At 58.6% G+C, this 19,817-nt stretch carries 20 protein-coding genes; 11 read left to right on the forward strand and 9 right to left on the reverse strand.

Annotation, left to right across the window (positions count from 1 at the left end):
- Positions 1–102: 102 nt before the first annotated feature.
- Positions 103–492 carry a hypothetical protein gene (locus AB4N82_RS17910; protein ID WP_032887737.1) on the forward strand — a complete coding sequence of 130 codons (390 nt, stop codon included), beginning with the start codon at positions 103–105 and terminating at the stop codon, positions 490–492.
- A gap of 42 nt (positions 493–534) precedes the next feature.
- Here the strand turns inward: AB4N82_RS17910 and AB4N82_RS17915 are convergent, their stop codons facing one another.
- The 3 genes from AB4N82_RS17915 to AB4N82_RS17925 form a co-directional block, all read right to left on the reverse strand.
- Entirely contained in the window at positions 535–1,401 is an 867-nt protein-coding gene (locus AB4N82_RS17915) for a DUF6279 family lipoprotein (protein ID WP_122764560.1), read from the reverse strand.
- A 66-nt stretch (positions 1,402–1,467) separates the two neighbouring features.
- Positions 1,468–2,190, reverse strand: a complete 723-nt coding sequence (locus tag AB4N82_RS17920) for a TorF family putative porin (RefSeq protein ID WP_032887741.1) — start codon at positions 2,188–2,190, stop codon at positions 1,468–1,470.
- A 206-nt stretch (positions 2,191–2,396) separates the two neighbouring features.
- Positions 2,397–2,576, reverse strand: a complete 180-nt coding sequence (locus AB4N82_RS17925; protein WP_003193095.1) for a hypothetical protein — start codon at positions 2,574–2,576, stop codon at positions 2,397–2,399.
- A 322-nt stretch (positions 2,577–2,898) separates the two neighbouring features.
- Here AB4N82_RS17925 and AB4N82_RS17930 point away from each other — a divergent pair, with 322 nt between their 5' ends.
- The 3 genes from AB4N82_RS17930 to AB4N82_RS17940 all read left to right on the forward strand — a co-directional run bounded on the left by AB4N82_RS17930 (position 2,899) and on the right by AB4N82_RS17940 (position 5,889).
- Entirely contained in the window at positions 2,899–3,735 is an 837-nt protein-coding gene (locus AB4N82_RS17930) for a CvfB family protein (RefSeq protein WP_032887742.1), read from the forward strand.
- A gap of 113 nt (positions 3,736–3,848) precedes the next feature.
- A complete protein-coding gene (locus AB4N82_RS17935) occupies positions 3,849–4,247 on the forward strand; it encodes a DUF2177 family protein (protein WP_032887744.1) in 399 nt (132 codons plus the stop codon).
- Between the two features lie 199 nt (positions 4,248–4,446).
- Positions 4,447–5,889, forward strand: a complete 1,443-nt coding sequence (locus AB4N82_RS17940; RefSeq protein ID WP_032887746.1) for an NCS1 family nucleobase:cation symporter-1 — start codon at positions 4,447–4,449, stop codon at positions 5,887–5,889.
- Here AB4N82_RS17940 and AB4N82_RS17945 read toward each other — a convergent pair.
- Positions 5,801–7,006: an MFS transporter gene (locus AB4N82_RS17945; protein ID WP_122764561.1), complete on the reverse strand. Its 1,206-nt coding sequence runs from the start codon at positions 7,004–7,006 to the stop codon at positions 5,801–5,803. The genes AB4N82_RS17940 and AB4N82_RS17945 overlap by 89 nt on opposite strands.
- A gap of 104 nt (positions 7,007–7,110) precedes the next feature.
- On the opposite strand from AB4N82_RS17945, the gene ptrR reads away from it, so the two are divergent.
- Positions 7,111–8,004, forward strand: a complete 894-nt coding sequence (gene ptrR, locus AB4N82_RS17950) for a putrescine utilization regulator PtrR (RefSeq protein WP_032887750.1) — start codon at positions 7,111–7,113, stop codon at positions 8,002–8,004.
- Between the two features lie 143 nt (positions 8,005–8,147).
- Positions 8,148–8,270, forward strand: a complete 123-nt coding sequence (locus tag AB4N82_RS17955) for a PA1414 family protein (RefSeq protein ID WP_003193089.1) — start codon at positions 8,148–8,150, stop codon at positions 8,268–8,270.
- Positions 8,271–8,360: 90 nt separating this feature from the next.
- Here AB4N82_RS17955 and AB4N82_RS17960 read toward each other — a convergent pair whose 3' ends face one another.
- Positions 8,361–8,669 carry a hypothetical protein gene (locus tag AB4N82_RS17960; RefSeq protein WP_122764562.1) on the reverse strand — a complete coding sequence of 103 codons (309 nt, stop codon included), beginning with the start codon at positions 8,667–8,669 and terminating at the stop codon, positions 8,361–8,363.
- Between the two features lie 505 nt (positions 8,670–9,174).
- On the opposite strand from AB4N82_RS17960, the gene AB4N82_RS17965 reads away from it, so the two are divergent.
- Positions 9,175–11,247, forward strand: coding sequence for an FAD-dependent oxidoreductase (locus tag AB4N82_RS17965; RefSeq protein WP_460102445.1), 2,073 nt, complete (start codon positions 9,175–9,177; stop codon positions 11,245–11,247).
- A gap of 63 nt (positions 11,248–11,310) precedes the next feature.
- On the opposite strand, the gene AB4N82_RS17970 is transcribed toward AB4N82_RS17965, so the two are convergent.
- From AB4N82_RS17970 to speB, 4 genes are read right to left on the reverse strand one after another with little or no spacing between them, the layout of a single operon-like run.
- On the reverse strand, positions 11,311–12,693 hold the full coding sequence (locus AB4N82_RS17970; protein ID WP_032887756.1) for a sodium:solute symporter family protein: 1,383 nt from the start codon (positions 12,691–12,693) through the stop codon (positions 11,311–11,313).
- A 33-nt stretch (positions 12,694–12,726) separates the two neighbouring features.
- Positions 12,727–14,238, reverse strand: a complete 1,512-nt coding sequence (locus tag AB4N82_RS17975) for a purine-cytosine permease family protein (RefSeq protein WP_122764564.1) — start codon at positions 14,236–14,238, stop codon at positions 12,727–12,729.
- Between the two features lie 21 nt (positions 14,239–14,259).
- Positions 14,260–14,685 carry a YybH family protein gene (locus tag AB4N82_RS17980; RefSeq protein ID WP_099602993.1) on the reverse strand — a complete coding sequence of 142 codons (426 nt, stop codon included), beginning with the start codon at positions 14,683–14,685 and terminating at the stop codon, positions 14,260–14,262.
- Entirely contained in the window at positions 14,685–15,635 is a 951-nt protein-coding gene (gene speB / locus AB4N82_RS17985; protein ID WP_032887762.1) for an agmatinase, read from the reverse strand. The genes AB4N82_RS17980 and speB overlap by 1 nt, the downstream gene beginning before the upstream one ends.
- 149 nt (positions 15,636–15,784) lie before the next feature.
- Between speB and AB4N82_RS17990 the strand changes: the two genes are divergently transcribed.
- The 4 genes from AB4N82_RS17990 to rlmD all read left to right on the forward strand — a co-directional run bounded on the left by AB4N82_RS17990 (position 15,785) and on the right by rlmD (position 19,775).
- On the forward strand, positions 15,785–16,678 hold the full coding sequence (locus AB4N82_RS17990; protein ID WP_017134867.1) for a LysR family transcriptional regulator: 894 nt from the start codon (positions 15,785–15,787) through the stop codon (positions 16,676–16,678).
- Between the two features lie 6 nt (positions 16,679–16,684).
- Positions 16,685–17,290, forward strand: coding sequence for a tRNA-uridine aminocarboxypropyltransferase (locus AB4N82_RS17995; RefSeq protein ID WP_032887764.1), 606 nt, complete (start codon positions 16,685–16,687; stop codon positions 17,288–17,290).
- Positions 17,291–17,520: 230 nt separating this feature from the next.
- Positions 17,521–18,423 (forward strand): cysteine synthase CysM, encoded by a 903-nt coding sequence (gene cysM, locus AB4N82_RS18000; RefSeq protein WP_099602994.1) that lies wholly within the window; start codon positions 17,521–17,523, stop codon positions 18,421–18,423.
- The gene (gene rlmD, locus AB4N82_RS18005) at positions 18,423–19,775 is read left to right on the forward strand and encodes a 23S rRNA (uracil(1939)-C(5))-methyltransferase RlmD (protein ID WP_122764565.1); all 1,353 of its coding nucleotides are present in this window, start codon (positions 18,423–18,425) and stop codon (positions 19,773–19,775) included. Before cysM ends, rlmD begins: the two co-directional genes overlap by 1 nt.
- Positions 19,776–19,817: the final 42 nt, after the last annotated feature.

Here is a 19,817-nt window from a genome sequence, read left to right on the forward strand (position 1 = left end):
TTCAGAGAAATGACGTCCGTCTGGCGGGCTGAACGGTGGCAGGTGTGGCATGTCACACCTTTTGACGGGCTACTTTTTCTTAGGCCTGCAGGAGGAATCAGGATGACGACTTACAACTGGGATCTAATCGAACGTCTGCTGCACGAAGTGCAGAACGGCGAAGGCAGCTTTGCCCCGCGCAAATACGCCGAGCAGGAAGCGGCCGAGAAGGCCACGGCGGGTGAGAACACCGGCAATCTGGATGCGCTGAAAAAGACCGCAGCGGATTATGAAGCGCTGCTGTTCAAGCGCGGTTTTATTGAATCGCGCCCCGAGGCAGAGGGCGGAAATGGTGAGAACTTCATTTTGACGCAATTGGGTGCCCAACTGCTGGCGCTGATCGACAGTTCCATTCCCGGCAACGATCACCCGCGCCAAGTGCTGGATGAGCAGCCGGATGCACTGGACCCGGCAACCTTCGCTGAAGTGGCGTCCAAAGCGCAGATTGCCTGACGGGTATGCGCGGACCCAGTGTGGGTGGCAGCCCCTCCCACATTAAATCCCGGCGGCCTTGAGGCATTTGAGTGCCTTGAAGTCGCTGCGTACGCCGTCGATTTTCTGCGTGAGTTTAAGGCGTTGCTGCGGCGTACTTTCGGCCATCACGTCGACAATCAGGCTGCGCGCCGCAGCTTCGGTCTGGGCGTAAGCCGCGCGATATTGCGGGGTCCATAGGCTTTCGCGGTCCACCAGCAGTTGCTGCATCTTCTGTGGGAATTCGGCGCTGTGGCGTTGCTGCACCGCTTCGATAAATTGCGCCTGCCAATGGGCGCGATTGCCGATCCATTCCTGATTCTGTTCGCCCAGCGCGACGGACCACGCGGTGACGCGATTTTGCTGGCTAACGCTCAGTGGGCCCATCCAGGTGTCCAGGCGTTTGTTCATGCGCTCGGCGCGGTCCTTGATTTGTTGGGTGAGGGGCGGCTTAAGGTAGTCGTCCTGGCGTTTACGCAGATCCTTGGCCAGGGCGTCGTTCATTTCTTTGACCTGCTGATCATTCAGTCCCTGGAGCAATTCGATGGCTGAGGGGGTGATTTCGCGGGCGACTTCAGCGATTGCCTGTTCGGCTTCGGCGGTGCGCGTTTTCAATGCAGCATCGGTGACCTGGTTTTCGTCGACCATCTGTTGCAGGCGATCGAGCCAATCGAGATAACCCGGCAACTGCGTGGTGCAATGCCAGGCCAGGTGTTCCTTGAGCTTATCGTTGAACCAACTCTTCTGCCCGGCGTTCATGTCCAGGTAGTCATTGAGGGTCCAGGGGATGATCACGTCCAGGTTGCGGTAGGCCAGGCCCACGCGGTTGCAGCCGGCGAGTGCCAGGCTTAGGGTCAGCAGGGCCACCAACAGTTTGAGCCGACGCAGCATGGGCGTTTCCTTGGGCAGAGGGATTCAATGCATGTGAACCCGCGCCAGGCGCTACAGTTCAGCCCATCAATAAAACGACCGCGCGGCCTTTAACGTCAACAGCCCGTCGCATTGCGAATTGTGTCCGGAGTACGCCGAGCAGTCGCCGCCGCTAAGGCTGGAGTCGCTGTAAATCAGGTCCAAGTCGATGCCCTTCCAGGCGCGGGAGAACTGAACCGACCAGTCGCTGAAGCTGCTGATGGTGCCGCCGTCCACCGAAGCTGGAGTGCCCAATTGGTGGGTGGTGTACTTCATGCTGACGCCGATACCGAAGGGTTGGGTGCCGCCGAGGTCGGCGAAGAGGGTGCTGTCCTGGCGGTCCGGGTCGTTGCTGAAGGAGGCACCGAAACGATTGCCCAACAGGTTCAAACCACCGTAGAACTCTTGGCTGTCGAGGGGGCTGAGCTTTGGGTAGCTGTAGTGGATCAAGCCGACTTCGTAGCCGAGCGTCTGGTCGAAGGGGTGTTTGAAGCCCATGTAGGAGTCGACTTCGAGGGTGCTTGCCGAAGACAGGCCCATATTTGGCGAGAATTGGCCAAAGTACAGGCCGCTGTTGTGGCTGAGGTCTAACCCCCCGTGGAAAGAGTCGCTGCCCGGCGAGGTCGGCTTGACCAGGCCCTGTGCCATGCTGCGGCTGGGGGTGGTGCCTAATTTCAGGTCGAAGTCGCCCAATTCGCGCTGGAAGATCTGCGCTTCGGCAAGGGGGCAAGCCACTAATGTGCTGACCAGAAAAATGCAGGATTTGAGCATGCTTCACTCCATGAAAAGCGAGGAGCAGTAACGGAGAAAATCGGGCAGATGCCCGTGCTAGACGTGTGCAAGGATACCGGCGAATGCCAGGCGATGAGGCCCGTTCGTCGATTAACGCAATATTGAATGTAGAAGGAGGGTGTTTCGGGCTCTAGTCCTAGCGCCTTGGAGGCAAGACGCTTAGGGACCAGGTATTTTGCGCGGTGTTACTTTTTACCCAGGCTGATCTGCTTGGACGGGCCGAAAGTCTGGCCGCTCACGCCTTTTGCAATTTGTTGGATTTCGCCACCGGACTTGAGGAAAGCAGCGATTTGGCTGTTGATCGATTCGCTGGTTTCAACGGCTGGAGCTGGCTTTGCTTTGCTGTTGGATGCTTTTACGCGCATGGCGGCCACTAACCTGTAGAAAATTAACTTGGCCAGGCATCGTACAGGAAATACTTGACAATTGCTTGGCAAATATCCCCTGGGAATAAGTAGCAAGGCTAGAAATAAACGAAGTTCATCGTTGAAATTAGGCCCTAACTTACTGTTTTGACTCGAAACCACCTAGCAAAGCAGTGCTGGTGGAAGGGCAAAACTCAGTCGAATGATCGGACGAGCGGAGCGATGCCATCGTAGGGCCATGCCAGGCCGCGATTTTTCAGGCGTGCGCGCGTCGCGGGCGCAACTCGGGTAGAATGCCGCCCACGCAATGAGGGTATTGGAAATGGCTCTAGTCGGGCGCTACAACAGCTTACAAGTGGTTAAACACACTAACTTCGGTTTGTACCTTGATGGTGCGCAAGATGGCGAAATCCTCTTGCCTAATCGGTATATCCCAAAAGATATTCCCAGTGAAGATGAAGACTGGCTTAACGTTTTTATTTACCTGGACAGCGATGACAAACTTATCGCCACCACCGAAAAACCCAAAGTTCAAGTCGGCGAATTTGCCAGTTTGAAAGTGGTGGAAGTCAACAGTATTGGCGTGTTCCTCGATTGGGGTCTGCCAAAGGACCTTTTGCTTCCGTACTCGGAAGAAAAACGTCAGATGACCGCCGGTGAATACTGCGTGGTGCACGTCTATCTCGACAAGCACACCAAGCGTATTACCGCCACCGCGCGCCTTGACCGCTACCTGGACAAGACGCCGGCCAACTACGTTGTGGGCCAGGAAGTCGACCTTTTGGTGGCCGAAGCCACTGATATGGGCTTCAAGGCGATCATCAACAACAAACACTGGGGGCTGATCCACAAGAACGAAGTGTTCAAGTTCCTGCGTCCCGGCAAGGAAGAGAAAGGCTTCATCAAAGAGATCCGCGCCGATGGCAACATCAGCCTGAGCCTGCAACCGGTCGGCCAGGAAGCGGCCTCCAGCCTCAACTCGAAGATCCTCGCCAAGTTGCGCGAAAACAACGGCACGTTGCCGGTCAGCGATAAAAGCGACCCGGCAGTAATCAGCAACTTGTTCGGCGTGAGCAAGGGTAACTTCAAGAAAGCTATTGGTGCGCTCTACAAGCAGGGTCAGATCGTGATTCACGCGGATCGCATTGAACTAAGCTGAGTAGGGTTTGCTCTTCTGTAGGAGCGAGCTTGCTCGCGAAAAGGGTACATCCGATACCGCGATGGGCCTGAGATATTTTCGCGAGCAAGCTCGCTCCTACAGAGGTCCGCTTGATGTCTAAAAAATCGTTGTTCGCCTACCTCGGCACCTTGCTTGCTTTTCTGGTGCTCGACGGCCTCTGGCTCGGCGTCCTCATGGGCCCTACCTACAAATCCTTGCTGGGCCCGCTGATGCTTGATCAGCCCCGCCTATTGCCCGCAGTGCTGTTCTATCTCCTGTATGTCCTCGGTTGTGTGGTGTTCGTGGTCTTGCCAAGCATCAACTGGCAACGCGCAGCGCGTCTGGGTGCCTTGCTGGGTCTGGTGGCCTATGGCACCTATGACCTGAGCAACTGGGCCACACTGCAAGGCTGGTCTGCGAGCTTGGCCCTGATGGACATGGCCTGGGGCACCTTCCTGACAGCGGTGTGTTGCACGGTTGGACACGTGTGTGCACATCGGGTGCACCGATGATTGTGTACAGGATTTATGTGCACCGTTGCTGAGCGCGGTCCCCGCTACTAAACCGTCATAAGCGCCTTTGGAGCACCGTCGTAGAGGGATTGTGTGCTATTGGCACGCATTCTGCTGACTGTCTCGTATACAAACCTGGCCGCCTCCCGTATGCATCCCCGTGACGGAAGCGCAGGCCGGTATTACGAGGAGCCCAGCGATGACCGAACAATTGCCCAAAGGCTATAGCCCGCGCCTGTACAACCAGGATCTGGGCCCACTGCCGCAGAAGTGGAACTGGTACAACATTTTTGCCTTCTGGATGAGTGACGTGCACAGCGTCGGTGGTTATGTATTCGCTGCCAGTCTGTTCGCCTTGGGGCTAGCCAGTTGGCAGGTGTTGATCGCCTTGCTCGCGGGTATTTGCATCGTGCAATTGATCGCCAATCTGGTGGCTAAGCCTAGCCAGCAGGCCGCCGTTCCTTATCCAGTCATCTGCCGGCTCGCATTTGGTGTGTTTGGCGCGAATATTCCTGCGGTGATTCGTGGCCTGATTGCCGTGGCCTGGTACGGGATTCAGACCTATCTGGCGTCCAGCGCTTTGATCATCGTGGTGTTGCGCTTTTTCCCACAGATGGCGGTGTATGCAGAACCGCATTTCGCCGGTCTGTCCTACCTGGGCTGGTTTGGTTTCCTCAGCCTGTGGGTACTGCAAGCTGCAGTTTTCTGGGCCGGCATGGAGTCTATCCGCCGCTTTATCGATTGGGCGGGGCCGGTGGTATATGCGGTGATGTTTGCCCTGGCTGGCTGGATTGTGTGGAAGGCTGGCTGGTCGAACATCAGCTTTACTCTGTCGGAAAAGTCCCTGTCGGGCTGGCAAGCGTTCGGCCAAGTGATCGTAGCCACGGCGCTGGTGGTGTCGTACTTCTCTGGGCCAACCCTGAATTTCGGCGATTTCAGCCGCTACTGCCGCAGCATGCAGGACGTGCGACGCGGAAACTTTTGGGGCCTGCCGGTGAATTTCCTGGCGTTTTCCCTGGTGACGGTGGTGATCGTCTCTGGCACCTTGCCGGTGTTTGGCGAAATGCTCCACGACCCGATCGCCACGGTTTCGCGTATCGACAACAACATGGCCGTGCTGCTTGGCGCATTTGCCTTTGTGACCGCGACCATCGGTATCAATATCGTCGCCAACTTTGTGTCCCCTGCGTTTGACTTCGCCAACGTCGCGCCAAGCAAAATCAGCTGGCGTGCCGGGGGCATGATCGCAGCAGTAGCCTCGATCTTTATCACTCCATGGAACCTGTTCAATAACCCGCTGATGATCCACTACACCCTGGATATCCTCGCGGCGTTTATCGGGCCGCTGTTTGGGATTCTGTTGGTAGATTTCTACCTGATCAAAAAACAGAAAATCGATGTAGATGCGCTGTTCGATGACAGCCCAAGCGGGCGCTATTACTTCGACGGCGGCGTGAACTGGACAGCGGTCAAGGCGCTGGTGCCCGCAACACTGGTGGGCGTCGCGATCACCTTCACACCGGCGTTACAGGGCATGGCCAACTTCGCCTGGTTTACCGGCTGCTTCCTGGGAGGGCTGTTTTTCCTGGCGCTGTCACGGCGCGAACAGGTGCGCACGCAAGCGCCTTTGGTTGCTGGCTGACCAATATCCCCCCCGCCAAGAACAGGCCTGTACCGGCAATCACCAATGCCGGTTGCAGGCCGCCGCTTAGATGGCTGCTCGCCGACGCCAATAAGGGCCCGCTCAATTGGCCGATGGCAAAGCTGGCGGTCAGCAGACCGGTGCTGCGCTGGTAGCCGTGGGGCGCCACATCCCGCAAGCGCGCCATCACCAATTGCATACAGGCCAGGAACGGACCGCCGCAAAGCAGAACGCCCAGTGCCAACCCCCAGCCATTGCCCAGCAAGCACGTGAACACTCCGGCCGCTTGCAGCCACAGCGTTGTCATCAGCCAGCGGCGAGTAGCGTCTGGATCTTTGCGACGCAGAGTCGCCACGCCCACGCCAATCGCTGCCAGCAGGCCAAAGCACGGCCAGAACAGATCGGCCTGCCAGGCCCCTTTGAACTGGGCGCTGGCCATCTGTGACAGGAAGGTCGCTGGAATGATGTAACCCAGTCCGAATAGCACATAAATCCAGCACAGGTGCGTGATGCTGCCGTTGCTGCCCGCGTCGCTATGACCCGCGCCAGGGGCGCTGGCACAGGGCTGCGGCAAAAACGGCAGGATCGCCAGCAGCATGAGCAGCGCCACAGCGCCATAGATCAACCATAACGTGGCGGAGTTTTGCCCCAGCAGGTTTGAGCCGAGCGCCAATAGCCCGGTCAACAGAATCCCCAGGCCCGGTCCGGCAAATACCAGAGCACCCAGACGCGGGCGTCCGGCGGCGAGCGCCAGCGGCTGGCTCAAGCTAGTGATCATCACCAATGCCCAGGCACTTGCCACGCCAGTGCCAAAGCGCAACAGCAGATGGGGCCAGAACCCATGGGCCCAGGAGGACGCAAAGGTCAGCAGCACACATAACCAGAGCCCACCGTACAGCCGACCGCGTACATGGCGGTGACCGCGGGCGAAAATCGAATCCACCGCGCCCACGAAGTAGCCGAGGTAATTGGCGGCGGCGATCAGGCCGGCGTCGGTCAGGTCGATCTGCCCTTCGCTAAGCATGTGGGGCATTTGTGGGGTGAGGGCGAAGCGGCCAATGCCCATGGCCATCATCAGGGCGATGGAGCTGGCGAGTAAGCGAATCAGGGGTGACATGGTCAGGTGTCCTGCTGAGAAACGAATGACCCTCAGCCTAAGGTGTGTTGACTTTCTGTAAAATTGAATAATATTGAGTAACTTATTCAGTTTTGGAGAAAGTCGTGGAGTTCAGTCAATTGCGCATTTTCCAGGCCGTGGCGGAAGAGGGGTCCATCACCCGCGCGGCTGAGCGCCTGCACCGCGTGCCGTCAAACCTATCGACCCGACTCAAACAGATGGAGGAACAGCTCGGTGTAGAGCTGTTCCTGCGCGAACGTCAGCGCTTGCAGCTGTCTCCGGCGGGCAAGATATTGCTGGACTACAGCACCCGTCTGCTGGCACTGCACGATGAAGCCCATGGCGCCGTGCAAGGTGGGCAACCGGCCGGCGACTTTGTTCTGGGCAGCATGTACAGCACTGGAGCAGTGCATTTGCCCAAGCTGCTGGCGCGTTATCACAAGGCCTACCCAATGGTGAATCTGCAGGTGCAGTCAGCACCCAGTGGTGAGTTGCTGGAAGGTCTGATCACGGGGCGTCTGGACGCAGCGTTTGTGGACGGCCCGCTGACCATCGCCAGCCTGGACGGCGTGCAGTTATGCGAGGAAAAACTGGTGCTGATCTGTGAAGCCGACCACCCACCCGTGCGTGGTCCCCAGGATGTTGCCGGCCGCTCGGTGTTTACGTTCCGACGCAGTTGCGCCTATCGCACACGCCTGGAGAGCTGGTTTTCCCACGAGCGCGTAGCCATGGGACGGGCGATTGAGATCGAGTCATATCAAGGCATGCTCGCTTGCGTGATTGCCGGTTCAGGAGTGGCGTTGATGTCCCAAGCCATGCTCGACAGCCTGCCAGGCAAGGACAGCGTGTCCGTTCATCCACTGACAGGGCATTTTGCCACTGCGACCACCTGGTTGATGTGGCGAAAGGGTATGCTCGGCGCTAACCTCAATGCGTGGATCGACTTGCAGCAAGAGGGCCAGGCGACGGTAATGAAAGACACCCGCGCCATTGCCTGACCGGTCCGTCAGAATTCGGATGAATTCAGTAATAGTTCGTTGTGGTTTCGTTCAAGCAATATGTAGGACTTAGGGCTACTATCAGTGTAGGAAAAGGCGACATAGCTTGCGCCTACAAGCATTACCCTCAAAGGGGGCAAACCATGAAAGAGAAAATCCAAAACTGGCTCCATGATCTGGGCGTTGCACTGGGCTTGATCGAGCCTCCGCTGCAGCCGGTGCCGATTCGTACGGATGACGAGCAGCGTCGCCCACGTCGCAGATGAGGCCCGGGGAGCGCTCGCGCGATGAATACCTCTCTATGTCGTGGGAGCGCTGCCAGGTAAATCGGATGGCTGTACGACGTGTGAGTTGCGTCATTCGCCTTTACTGACTTCGGTAAACCCGAAGCTATGTATGTGCTCCTCGTCAGTGGCGCAATCGTGATAATGGCCCTTCACCTCCATCTCACCATTGAAACTTCCGTGAACTTCAAAGCCGAACCAGTCTTTAAATGCTCGTTCTATGGGCAGTGTGGCAAATGAAGTCCCGTTTTTATAAAGCATGAGCTTGTATATTCCAGTACAGACGCCTGCGTGGGGGCCGTTTATATGCACGCGGTCGCCTGTCTTAAGTTGCGGTGGAACTGTTGACGCAGCGGGGTAGCTAGGATCGCGCTGTTTCATTTCATCACCTCATGGGTTATCGGGTAGCCAAGCCAATTTCTTCAGATTTGAAATGGCCATGTCAGGCTATTACGGCCCTCAGCGGTCCTTCTACTGTGATAACTATCAGTTCCGACTAATGGCAGCTGGGTGAGCTCAGGGAAAACAGGTGCAGCATCCGCGTGCATCTGATGCAGTAAATTCCTCCCGAACATATTCGTTGGGTAACGCCTCGTAGACACGGGTTGTAGTCCGAAAGTGAGCGTGCCATTCAGGCTGTGCTTTTTTAAGACCGGAATTGGACTACCCGTTTATCAGAAGCGGTTGGGTTAGTTAGTTTGAAATATCGGAGTAGTTTGAGTTTCGTTAAGTAATGATTTGTACCGCTTACTGATATAAAGCTTCCTGAAGAAAACGGGTTTATGAAGAGTGAGTTTTAGGGCTTTGAGTGTTTAAAGTGTTGGCCCCAACTTATTTAACTCCTATCTCCAGGCATTAGTCAGCCAGAATTGTTGGAGACGAAACTATGCTGCTCTCTCACGTTCCGCCAGTTGCCGCGTCACTCATCGCCACTACCGAAAATATTTTACATATCGCACCTACGTCGAGCCGTTGGAAGGCTGATGCACCCAGCAACGTAGTGTTTTTCCCCCCGAACTCAACCAAGCAAGCGCTGCTGCTACAGATCGGGCTCGTGCGCCCATCAACGATCATTATTGGAGATCAGGTTATCGATGGGGAGGTCATTGACCTATGGCGTTTAAGCCACCCATTTGGAGATCTCTGTCTGATTCGCCGAGGCACAAGTCTGGATAAGGTGCGGTTGGATTTATGCGAGTCAAACGGCATTCGAGTGGTCAACACACCTGGGGTCAACGCGCCGCACGTTGCGGCTTATATCGCGCACTGGCTGACACTTGCCGATGGCTCTACACCCCAAGACATCTGCGTCCTGGGTTACGGAAATGTGGGGAAAGAGCTGGTCAAGTTATTACTTGATCGAGATCCGCATGTTCGGATCAAAGTGTTGAGTCCACGCAGCCAGGCGTGTCCAGATAGCCGAGTCTCATTTGTGGCGGACTGGTCCGAGGCACTGCAAGGGGCCCGTTCTATCGCCATTTGTTTATCCCTGAATGATGAGTCTGCCCATCGCATTGATCGGGCCCTGATTCAATGTATGCACAGGCAGGCGCGTCTGATCTGCGTCTCCAAACCAGATGTCTTCAGCGACGATGCGTTGCAATCCCTTTCACTGGCTGAAGACGTCCAACTTGTCTTGGATTACGGGCCTGCGACATTGGAGGCGTTTCGGATGCGTACACAAGCGCTCGGTTGCAGTGTCGCCACCTGGCGCAGACCGGCGACGCTGACTGCACAGGCGGCAACCACCGAAGCCTGCCATTGCGACCTTGATTATGCCGTCGCTGTTCAATTGAGCTTGATGGCCCTGCGTGGCCTTGTCAGGCGCAAACTTGCACGCTCACTGACGATCCCCACACTGCATGCACATGCCGATGCGCCCCGTGTATCAATCATCGGCAGAGGGATCAACGGCATGCTCCAGGCCGTGATGTTTCGCTTGGCGAATTATCAGGTAACAGTCTATGGAGGCAATCGGGACAGTGATGGTGCCAGCCATAAGCGTATGAATATGCGCCATCTTTCAGCAACTGAGACGACTGCAAAGCCGCCACATAACGACTATTTACTTCCAGGAAATCAGTATCTGGCCATTGAGTGCAACCGCGCCGGCATTGAGTTGTTTGAAAAATTTCTGGCTGACAACCCATCACTGGAGCAATTTGCGCGAGCGCGGGTTGTGCGCGCTTATACGGAGACAACCAGTGAAGTAGATGCCGCAATACGCGAGCAACGCGAGATCGAAAGCAGACCGTGGCCTAGTGGCAAACCTGGAGGTGAGCTCAGAGAAATCAGCCCACAACAACTCCACGCGCTTTGTGGCATCCATGGAGTCGGAAGGGCTATTGAAGTATCAGGCTACGATGTGGAATTTGTTCACCTAATGGATGAGATTGAGGTGCTGTTGCAGTGCTCTGGGGTTCAGTTCCAGCCTCAGCATCTGAGCCGTGTCCAAATTGCTGAGCTGAGCAAAGAACATTTCGTCGTCAGTGCCATGGGCGTAGAGGAGCCAGAGGTTATCGCGATCATCGGCTGGTTTTTCAAGCTGCCTGCTGTGGGTAATGAAGGCGCTGAAATGCGGGGGCTCAAGCTTCAATACGATCTGCCAATTGGTGTCATGAATTGCCGCTTGGACGGGCACTGCATTCTCGTCTCCGGTGGACAGGTCCCGCCCGATTCGGCGCCGGAGCACAAAGAGCAGATCCTGGCAGCTTGTCTGGCCGCTGTTTCTCTTCACTTTCCAATGTCTTATTGCAGTGCAATCGAAAGTGGCGACTTGCATATTGTCGAATGTGCCAGGCCCGGCACCTCAGATGGACTTTCGATCGTTTATTGGGCCGCCCATCATCAAATCGCCGCCGGAGGCACCTATGCCGGAGGCACAACCCAAGGATTGGTATGGGCTTCCCTGGTCCAGGAAATCATCCAGGCAAACCAAAACCTGTCAGTTGGACGATAAAAAAACGGGCGCGACATCCGACGTCGCGCCCGCTGAAGAAACCGCTCTTGATTCTGTGAGGCGTCAAACCACCCGAGTCGCCATCGCCTCCGGCCGCCGGGACAACAAACTGACCAGCACAAAACTCACCAGCCCAACCGCCAAGCTGTAGTAAATCGGCGTGTTCGCATCCAGCCCATCCTTGAACATGAACACCAGCGCCGTCACAAAGCCCAGCGTCATGGACGTAATCGCCCCCGACGTGGTCGCGCGCTTCCAGAAGATCGCGCCAATCAACGGGATCAACATCCCGCCGACCAAAAGGTTATAGGCCAGGGTCAGCGCGCTGATTACATCGCTGACCACCAGCGCGATACCCAGCACGGCGATACCGGTCAGCATCGTGAACAGGCGGTTGATGTTGAGGCTCGACTGCTTACCACCACGCAAACGCGGCAGCAGGTCCTCGGTCAGTACGGTGGAGGCGGCCAGCAAGCCGGCGCTGGCCGTCGACATCATCGCCGCCAGTGCTGCCGCGATCACCAGCCCACGGATGCCGTCCGGCAGAGACAGTTTGACGATGGCCGCAAACGCATTGTTGACGTTGTCCAGGTCCGGAATCAGTACGTGGGCCGCCATGCCGATCAGTGCACAGGCCAGGCCGTAAAGGATGCAGTAGAAACCGGCGAAGGTGCCCGCGTACTTGGCGACTTTTTCATCACGGGCGGTGAACACCCGCTGCCAGATGTCCTGGCCGATCAGGATGCCGAAGAAGTAGATCATGAAGTAGGTAATGATCGTGTCCCAGCCGATCGCGGTGAAGCTGAAGCTCGACGCCGGCAGCTTGGCTACCAGTTCATCCCAGCCGCCTACGCGGTACAGGCAGATCGGCAGCAGGATAAACATCAGGCCAACGGTCTTGATCACGAACTGCACAATGTCGGTGAGGGTCAGCGACCACATGCCGCCGATGGTCGAGTACACCACCACCACGCCGCCGCCCAGCAGTACCGAGATCCAGAACGGCAGGCCGAACAGCACTTGCAGCACGGTGCCGATGGCCAGGATCGAAGTTACGCCGATCATCAGCGCGTAGGCCAGCATGATCACCGCACTCGCTTGGCGAGCCATGGGGTTGTAGCGTTTTTCCAGGACCTGGGTAACGGTGAAGATCTTCAGTTTGAGCAGCGGCTTGGCCAGGAACAGGTTCAGCGCAATGATTCCCATGCCCAGCGCGGCGCACAGCCAGAAGCCGGAGATGCCATGCACATAACCCAGGCGCACGGTGCCGACGGTGGACGCTCCGCCCAATACCGTCGCGGCCATGGTGCCCATGTACAGCGACGGGCCCAGGTTGCGCCCGGCCACCAGGTAGTCTTCGTGGGTCTTGGCGCGGCGCATGCCGTAATAGCCGAGCACGAGCATGCCGGCGGCGTAGATGAGTACGACGAATAAATCCAAAGCCATGACGGCGAGTCTCCGATTATCTTTTTTATGAGGTCAGGCGGCGTGTTGCATCGCCGGTTTAGCGAGCGAATCCATGCTCTTGCTGCGTGGATCAGTCGGTCCATAAACAGAGACCGGCTCCGGGAACACACGCAACAACGTCAGGTACACCACTGACGCCAACCCCAGCGTTACCGGCAGGCTGATATCGATGCCATCGGCCAAATTGCCCAGCGGCCCGACAAACTGCCCCGGCAGGTTGACGAAGCACAGGCCCACCAACGCGCTCGGAATCCAGGCCCCCAGCCCGCGCCAGTTCCAGCCATGGCTGAACCAGTAGCGCCCGCCGGTTTCACCGCGGGTGAACACTTGCAGGTCATCCGGGCAGTAGAAGCCGCGGCGCACGATCAGGCCGATGATCATCATCACCATCCACGGCGTGGTGCAGGTGATGATCAGCACGGCGAAGGTCGACACGCTCTGCACCAGGTTGGCGGCGAAACGTCCGATAAAGATGAAGGCAATCGACATCACCCCAATCAGCAGCGTGGCCTTGACCCGCGACAGCAGGCGCGGGAATACGCTGGACATGTCCAGCCCCGTGCCATAAAGCGAGGTCGTGCCGGTGGACATGCCGCCGATCACCGCGATCAGGCACACCGGCAGGAAGAACCAGGTGGGTGCAACCGCCAGCAGGCCACCGACATAGTTGTTGGCTGCGATGTAATCCGGTGCCTTGATCGCCACGATGGTCGCGGTGGCGAGGCCAAACAGGAACGGGATCAAAGTAGCGATTTGCGCCAGGACCACTGCCAGCATGATGCGCATTTTCGGCGTCTCACGGGGGATGTAGCGTGACCAGTCTCCGAGGAACGCGCCGAAGGAAATCGGGTTGCTCATGGCTACCAGCGCAGCGCCGATAAACGCGGCCCAGAAGCCGGTCTGGCCCATGGCGACGCTGCCTGAGAAGTGGCTGTCAAAGGCTGGCGCGAACGCGAAGATCCCCAGCAAAAACAGCAGGCTCGCCGCCCACACCGCAATTCGGTTGACCCACAGCATGAAGCGAAAGCCGTAGATGCACACCGTGAGGACAAGCAGGGCGAACAGGCCGTAGGCCAGGCCCAGGGTCAGGTCGGTTTCCGGCAGGCCAATCAGACGTTTCGCACCTCCGACCAGCGCATCGCCTGAACTCCACACCGACAGTGAGAAGAAGGCAATTGCCGTCAGCAATGACAGAAACGAACCGACAATCCGCCCGTGCACCCCAAAGTGCGCACCGGAAGACACCGCGTTGTTAGTGCCATTGATCGGCCCGAACAAGCCCATAGGCGCCAGGATCAGAGCACCCAGCAGCACGCCCAGCACAATGGCCCAGACACCGGCCTGGAATGACAAACCAAACAGCACTGGGAAGGAGCCCAGCACGGCAGTGGCGAAGGTATTGGCACCGCCGAAGATCAGACGGAACAGATCCTTGGGGTTGGCGGTACGTTCGTGGTCCGGAATCTGTTCGACCCCGTTGGTTTCAATCTTGCGAATACTGTTTTCGTTGTTTTTATTATTCATGATCAGCTCCGATCACATTGGCTAAGGGGGCGGCAGCCCTTCCGGCACAGCGGACAAATGTTCGTGACAGGCCAGCCACAGGCCTTGTTTTTGTTGTGTGCGTAGCCCTTGCCGTTTGAAGACAATGGTCTCGCGTTCCTGGCTGAAAAATTGCTCCCCGTTCATGCGCAACTCGGTGGCCACGTCATGAATAAATATCGCCACATCCTCACCTTGCAGGCTGACAGACGGGTTGCTCGACGTGCAGGACAGCACCTCGAAGCCCTCGTCCGCGCGCCAGCTGTCCCACAACGCCTGGTAGGCATCGCGGCTGAGCAGCGGTTGGGGGAGGGTGTAGAACACAAAGCTGGCATCGGCCGTGAACGCACCGAAGTAGGCGGCGCGGTCATTGCGGGCGAAGGCCGCCACCAGGTCGGCGGCGGCTTGCAGCACCTCGTGCGAGCTCATCAGCGATGCGCCACGCCGGGCAGTACGCAGAGCATCTCGTACAGCAGGTTGGCGCCGAGCAGCGAGGTGTTGCCGGTGGTGTCGTAGGGCGGCGAAACTTCTACCAGATCACAACCAACCAGGTCGAGGCCCTGGCAACCACGGATGATCTCAATGGCCTGGATAGTGGTCAGCCCGCCGATTTCCGGAGTGCCTGTGCCGGGGGCCCAGGCGGGATCGATGCCGTCGATGTCGAAGCTCAGGTACACCGGGCCGCCGCCAACTTTCTCCCGCACTTCGGCCATCAACGGCGCGAGGGAGTGGTGCCAGCATTCTTCCGCCTGGACCACGCGAAAGCCCTGTTTGCGGCTCCAGTTGAAGTCTTCCGCGGTGTAGCCCTGGGCGCGCAGGCCTATCTGCACCACGCGGTCGCAATCGAGCAGGCCTTCTTCCACGGCGCGGCGGAAGGTGGTGCCGTGGGCGATTTTCTCGCCGAACATATGGTCGTTGACGTCGGCGTGGGCATCGATGTGCACCAGCCCGACCTTGCCGTGTTTCTTGTGGATCGCCCGCAGGATCGGCAGGGTGATGGTGTGGTCACCGCCCAGCGTCATGGGGATCACATCGTGTTCTAGGATCTCGTCGTAGGCTTCTTCGATGATGCGCACGGCGTCGAGCAGGTTGAAGGTGTTGATCGCCACGTCGCCGATGTCAGCCACGGAAAGCGAGTCGAACGGTGCTGCGCCGGTGGCCATGTTGTACGGGCGGATCATCACTGATTCGGCGCGGATTTCACGCGGCCCGAAGCGGGTGCCGGCACGCAGCGAGGTGCCGATGTCCAAGGGCACGCCGACAAAAGCAGCGTCCAGGCCTTTGGCCGATTGCAGGTGGGGAAGACGCATCATGGTGGCGATGCCGGCGAAGCGCGGCATTTCGTTGCCGCCCAGTGGTTGGTGGAAGATCTTGTCCACGGGATTGCCTCATCGTTGTTTTGTTTATTAGGGGCCGATTCTGCGAAATGCGAAGGAAGGGAAGAATCGGCAGAGGCAAATACTTAGTTCAGGTTTTTCTAAACTAATGCACGCGAGTAAACTGCCCCGGTCCTTACCCGGAGCCGACCATGGCCAACGCCTTGCCCGACCTCAAACTCCTGCGCATCTTCGTCAGCGTCGTGCGCCACCAGGGGTTCGCCAACGCCCAGCACGAACTCAACCTGTCCACGTCGGCCATCAGCACCTATATGAGCCAGTTGGAAAGCGCGTTGGGCCTGGTGCTGTGCCATCGCGGGCGCGGCGGCTTCAGCCTCACCAGCAAGGGCGAGTTGTTTCACCAGGAAACCTTGCGCCTACTCGGTGAACTGGAAGGCTTCGAGCAGTACGCCGCCGCGCTCAAAGGGGAGTTGCGCGGCACCCTCAAGCTTGGCGTGCTCGATTCCACCGTCAGCGACAAGGCCCTGCCGTTCGCCGAAGTGATCGGCGCCTACAGCCTGGAACATCCGGCGGTGCATCTGCATCTCTCGGTGATGAGCCCGTACGAATTGCAATTGGGTGTGCAGGACAACCGCCTCGACCTGGCCATCGGCGCCTTCTCCAACCGTATGAGCGGGCTGATCTACATGCCGCTTTATCGCGAGCAGCATTGGCTGTATTGCAGCACGCGGCATCCTTTATTCAATGAGCGACGCATTCCCGAACAAGTGATCACCCAGCAACGCATGGTCGGACGCGGCTACTGGAGCCAGGCGGAACTCGCGCGCCACGGCTTCAAGCACAGCGCCGCCACGGTGGAAAGTATGGAGGCGCAGCTGATCTTGGTGCTGTCCGGCGCCTATATTGGTTACCTGCCGGAGCATTACGCCCAGGCCTGGGCCGACAAGGGCGACCTGCGCGTATTGCTGCCAGCCACCTTTGGCTATCAAGCGCCATTTTCGATGATCATGCGCCGGGGCCGCAGCCGTGAGCCGCTGATCCAGACCTTCCGCGATTTGCTCAAAGCCCAGCTCAATCAGGCCTGAAGAACCATGTCCAGACCCCAATGCTCCCGTTGCCTCAGGCCCACTGCCCATTGCTTGTGCGCGCTGATCCCCAACCTCGATAGCCGCACCCGCGTATTGCTGTTGCAGCACCCGAGCGAGGTCAACCATGCGCTCAATACCGCGCGGTTGGCGGCGCTGGGATTGAACAATGCGCAGTTGGTGGTGGGCGAGGTCTTTGATGACTTGCAGGCCCTGTTGAACCCGCCCGGCTACCAGGCGAGGCTGTTGTTTCCTGCTGACGATGCCCAGCCGCTGCAAGCCTACGCGCCAGGGGCTCAGCCGCTGTTGCTGGTGGTGCCTGACGGCACTTGGCGCAAGGCGCGCAAGCTCTTGCACCTCAATCCCTTGCTGGCGGCGTTGCCTCGGGTGACGCTGGCTGAGGCCGCCGTGTCCCGCTATCGACTGCGCAAGGCGCCCGGGCCAGGGGCGTTGTCGACGGTGGAGGCGATTGTGCAGGCGCTGCAAGTGCTGGAGGCGCCGGTGTCGTTTGAACCGTTGCTCAAGCCGTTTGATGCATTGATCGAAGGGCAGATTGCAGCGATGGGTGAGGAGGTCTTTCGGAGAAATCATGGCGATGGGCATTTGGGCTAGGTGGGGTATCGAGGCGCGGCCATCGGGAGCAAGCCCGCTCCCACATTCGACCGAGTTCCAGCATGAGAATGCGGTCCAGTGTAGGAGGGGGCTTGCTCCCGATGGGGTCCCCAAGCTCACCCTCTTTTCCGCTTATTCCTTTAAGCCATAAGCACCACACTTTGCGTGATATGGCCCGCCGGCCTTTCCCGGTATGATGTGCGCCCCGCAGTCTGGATTGCGAATACGCCATGACCTTGCAGTACCCTACAATCGCCGATTGCGTCGGCAACACGCCTCTGGTCCGCTTGCAACGCATGGCGGGTGAAACCAGCAATACCCTTTTGCTCAAGCTCGAAGGCAACAACCCGGCCGGCTCGGTAAAAGACCGCCCGGCGCTGTCGATGATCACCCGCGCCGAGCTGCGTGGGCAGATCAAGCCCGGTGACACCCTGATCGAAGCCACCTCCGGTAACACCGGCATCGCCCTGGCCATGGCCGCCGCGATCAAGGGTTACAAGATGGTGCTGATCATGCCCGACAACGGCAGCGCCGAGCGCAAGGCGGCGATGACCGCCTATGGCGCCGAGTTGGTGCTGGTCACCCAGGAAGAAGGCATGGAAGGCGCCCGCGACCTCGCTGAGCGCATGGCCGCCCAAGGCCGTGGCCAGGTGCTGGACCAGTTCGCCAATGGGGACAACCCCGAGGCGCACTACACCACCACCGGCCCGGAGATATGGCGCCAGACCCAAGGCACCATCACCCATTTCGTCAGCTCCATGGGTACCACCGGCACCATCATGGGCAACTCGCGCTACCTCAAGGAGCAGAATCCGGCGATCCAGATCGTTGGTCTGCAACCGATGGAAGGCGCGGCTATCCCAGGTATTCGCCGCTGGCCCGAAGAGTATCTGCCGAAGATCTACAACGCGACCCGCGTGGATCGCATCATCGACATGGCCCAGCGCGAAGCCGAAGACACCACCCGCCGACTGGCCCGTGAAGAAGGCATCTTCTGCGGCGTGTCGTCCGGCGGTGCCGTGGCGGGTATGTTGCGCTTGTCCAAGGAAGTGGAAAACGCGGTGATCGTCGCGATCATCTGTGACCGAGGCGACCGTTACTTGTCGACCGGCATTTTCGACGAACCCAACTGATGGCCAAGCACGAGAGAGGCCTGCGCTTCCAACCGACGGGCGGCAGCCGGGCCCCACAGATTCCAGTGGGCAAGAAACAACGCCTGACCATTGAGCGCCTGGCCAACGATGGCCGTGGCATCGTCTTTTTTGAAGGCCGCACCTGGTTCGTCAATGGCGCGCTGGCCGGCGAAGAAGTCGAAGCGCGGGTGTTGGGTACCCACGGCAAAGTGGTCGAGGCCCGCACCGAGCGGGTGTTCAAGGCCAGTGAACTGCGCCGTCCTGCACCGTGCGCGCACTTCGGCCGCTGTGGCGGTTGCAGCGTGCAGCACTTGCCCCACAACGAACAACTCGCCCTGAAACAGCGCATGCTCGCCGAGCAACTGTCCCGCGTGGCCGGTGTCGAACCGCAAGAGTGGGCCGCACCGTTGAGCGGCCCGGAGTTCGGTTACCGGCGCCGTGCCCGCGTGGCGGTGCGTTGGGATGCCAAGGCAAAAAAACTCGACGTGGGTTTCCGCGCCGTTGCCAGCCAGGACATCGTCGCCATCGATGATTGCCCTGTGCTGGTACAGGCCTTGCAGCCGATCATGCAGCGTTTGCCCAACATGCTCCGTCGTCTGAGCAAACCTCAGGCACTGGGCCATGTTGAGTTGTTCAGTGGCTCGTCCGTCGCCGTCTTGCTGCGGCATATGGCGCCGTTGTCGGAGGCGGACCTGCTGATCCTGAAAGAATTTTGTAGCTTCCATGAAGCCCAGTTGTGGCTGCATGGCGAAGGCCAGCCGGAACCCTTTGAGGCCGATCAGTCACTAGGTTTCCGATTGGACGCATGGGACTTGGAGTTGGCGTACCGGCCGGGAGATTTTGTCCAGGTCAACGCCGGGGTCAACGAGGCGATGGTTGCCCAGGCCCTGGACTGGCTGGCGCCGCAACCTGATGAACGGGTGTTGGACCTATTTTGCGGCTTGGGCAATTTTGCCCTGCCACTGGCCAAACAGGTGCGTGAAGTGGTGGCAGTGGAAGGGGTGCAGACCATGGTGGACCGGGCTGCACAGAACGCCATCAGCAACAATTTGCATAATGCGCAGTTTTTTCAGGCCGATTTGTCCCAGCCTTTGACTGACGCGGATTGGGCCAAACAGGGCTTTTCTGCGGTACTCTTGGATCCACCCCGCGATGGTGCCCAAGAGGTTGTGCGCAAGCTCGCCACCCTGGGGGCCAAGCGCCTGGTGTATGTGTCCTGCAACCCGGCGACGCTGGCGCGGGACACGGTTGAGTTGGTCAAGCAAGGCTACCGGCTAAAACGGGCCGGGATCCTCGACATGTTTCCGCAGACGGCGCATGTCGAGGCGATGGCGTTATTTGAAGCGGGCTAGGATGCCCGTTTAATCCGACTGGCCTGCATTCTCCAAGGCCGT

The organism is Pseudomonas sp. H1_D04 (assembly GCF_054683855.1).

Coding starts and splice junctions, on each gene's coding strand:
- AB4N82_RS17960 (WP_122764562.1), bottom strand. CDS start 8,669: ATGAAACAGCGCGATCCTAGCTACCCCGCTGCGTCAACAGTTCCACCG.
- AB4N82_RS17915 (WP_122764560.1), bottom strand. CDS start 1,401: ATGCTGCGTCGGCTCAAACTGTTGGTGGCCCTGCTGACCCTAAGCCTG.
- AB4N82_RS17930 (WP_032887742.1), top strand. CDS start 2,899: ATGGCTCTAGTCGGGCGCTACAACAGCTTACAAGTGGTTAAACACACT.
- AB4N82_RS17970 (WP_032887756.1), bottom strand. CDS start 12,693: ATGGCTTTGGATTTATTCGTCGTACTCATCTACGCCGCCGGCATGCTC.
- AB4N82_RS17980 (WP_099602993.1), bottom strand. CDS start 14,685: ATGAGCTCGCACGAGGTGCTGCAAGCCGCCGCCGACCTGGTGGCGGCC.
- AB4N82_RS17995 (WP_032887764.1), top strand. CDS start 16,685: ATGTCCAGACCCCAATGCTCCCGTTGCCTCAGGCCCACTGCCCATTGC.
- rlmD (WP_122764565.1), top strand. CDS start 18,423: ATGGCCAAGCACGAGAGAGGCCTGCGCTTCCAACCGACGGGCGGCAGC.
- AB4N82_RS17990 (WP_017134867.1), top strand. CDS start 15,785: ATGGCCAACGCCTTGCCCGACCTCAAACTCCTGCGCATCTTCGTCAGC.
- AB4N82_RS17945 (WP_122764561.1), bottom strand. CDS start 7,006: ATGTCACCCCTGATTCGCTTACTCGCCAGCTCCATCGCCCTGATGATG.
- AB4N82_RS17940 (WP_032887746.1), top strand. CDS start 4,447: ATGACCGAACAATTGCCCAAAGGCTATAGCCCGCGCCTGTACAACCAG.
- AB4N82_RS17935 (WP_032887744.1), top strand. CDS start 3,849: ATGTCTAAAAAATCGTTGTTCGCCTACCTCGGCACCTTGCTTGCTTTT.
- AB4N82_RS17910 (WP_032887737.1), top strand. CDS start 103: ATGACGACTTACAACTGGGATCTAATCGAACGTCTGCTGCACGAAGTG.
- cysM (WP_099602994.1), top strand. CDS start 17,521: ATGACCTTGCAGTACCCTACAATCGCCGATTGCGTCGGCAACACGCCT.
- AB4N82_RS17920 (WP_032887741.1), bottom strand. CDS start 2,190: ATGCTCAAATCCTGCATTTTTCTGGTCAGCACATTAGTGGCTTGCCCC.
- AB4N82_RS17925 (WP_003193095.1), bottom strand. CDS start 2,576: ATGCGCGTAAAAGCATCCAACAGCAAAGCAAAGCCAGCTCCAGCCGTT.
- AB4N82_RS17955 (WP_003193089.1), top strand. CDS start 8,148: ATGAAAGAGAAAATCCAAAACTGGCTCCATGATCTGGGCGTTGCACTG.
- AB4N82_RS17965 (WP_460102445.1), top strand. CDS start 9,175: ATGCTGCTCTCTCACGTTCCGCCAGTTGCCGCGTCACTCATCGCCACT.
- AB4N82_RS17975 (WP_122764564.1), bottom strand. CDS start 14,238: ATGAATAATAAAAACAACGAAAACAGTATTCGCAAGATTGAAACCAAC.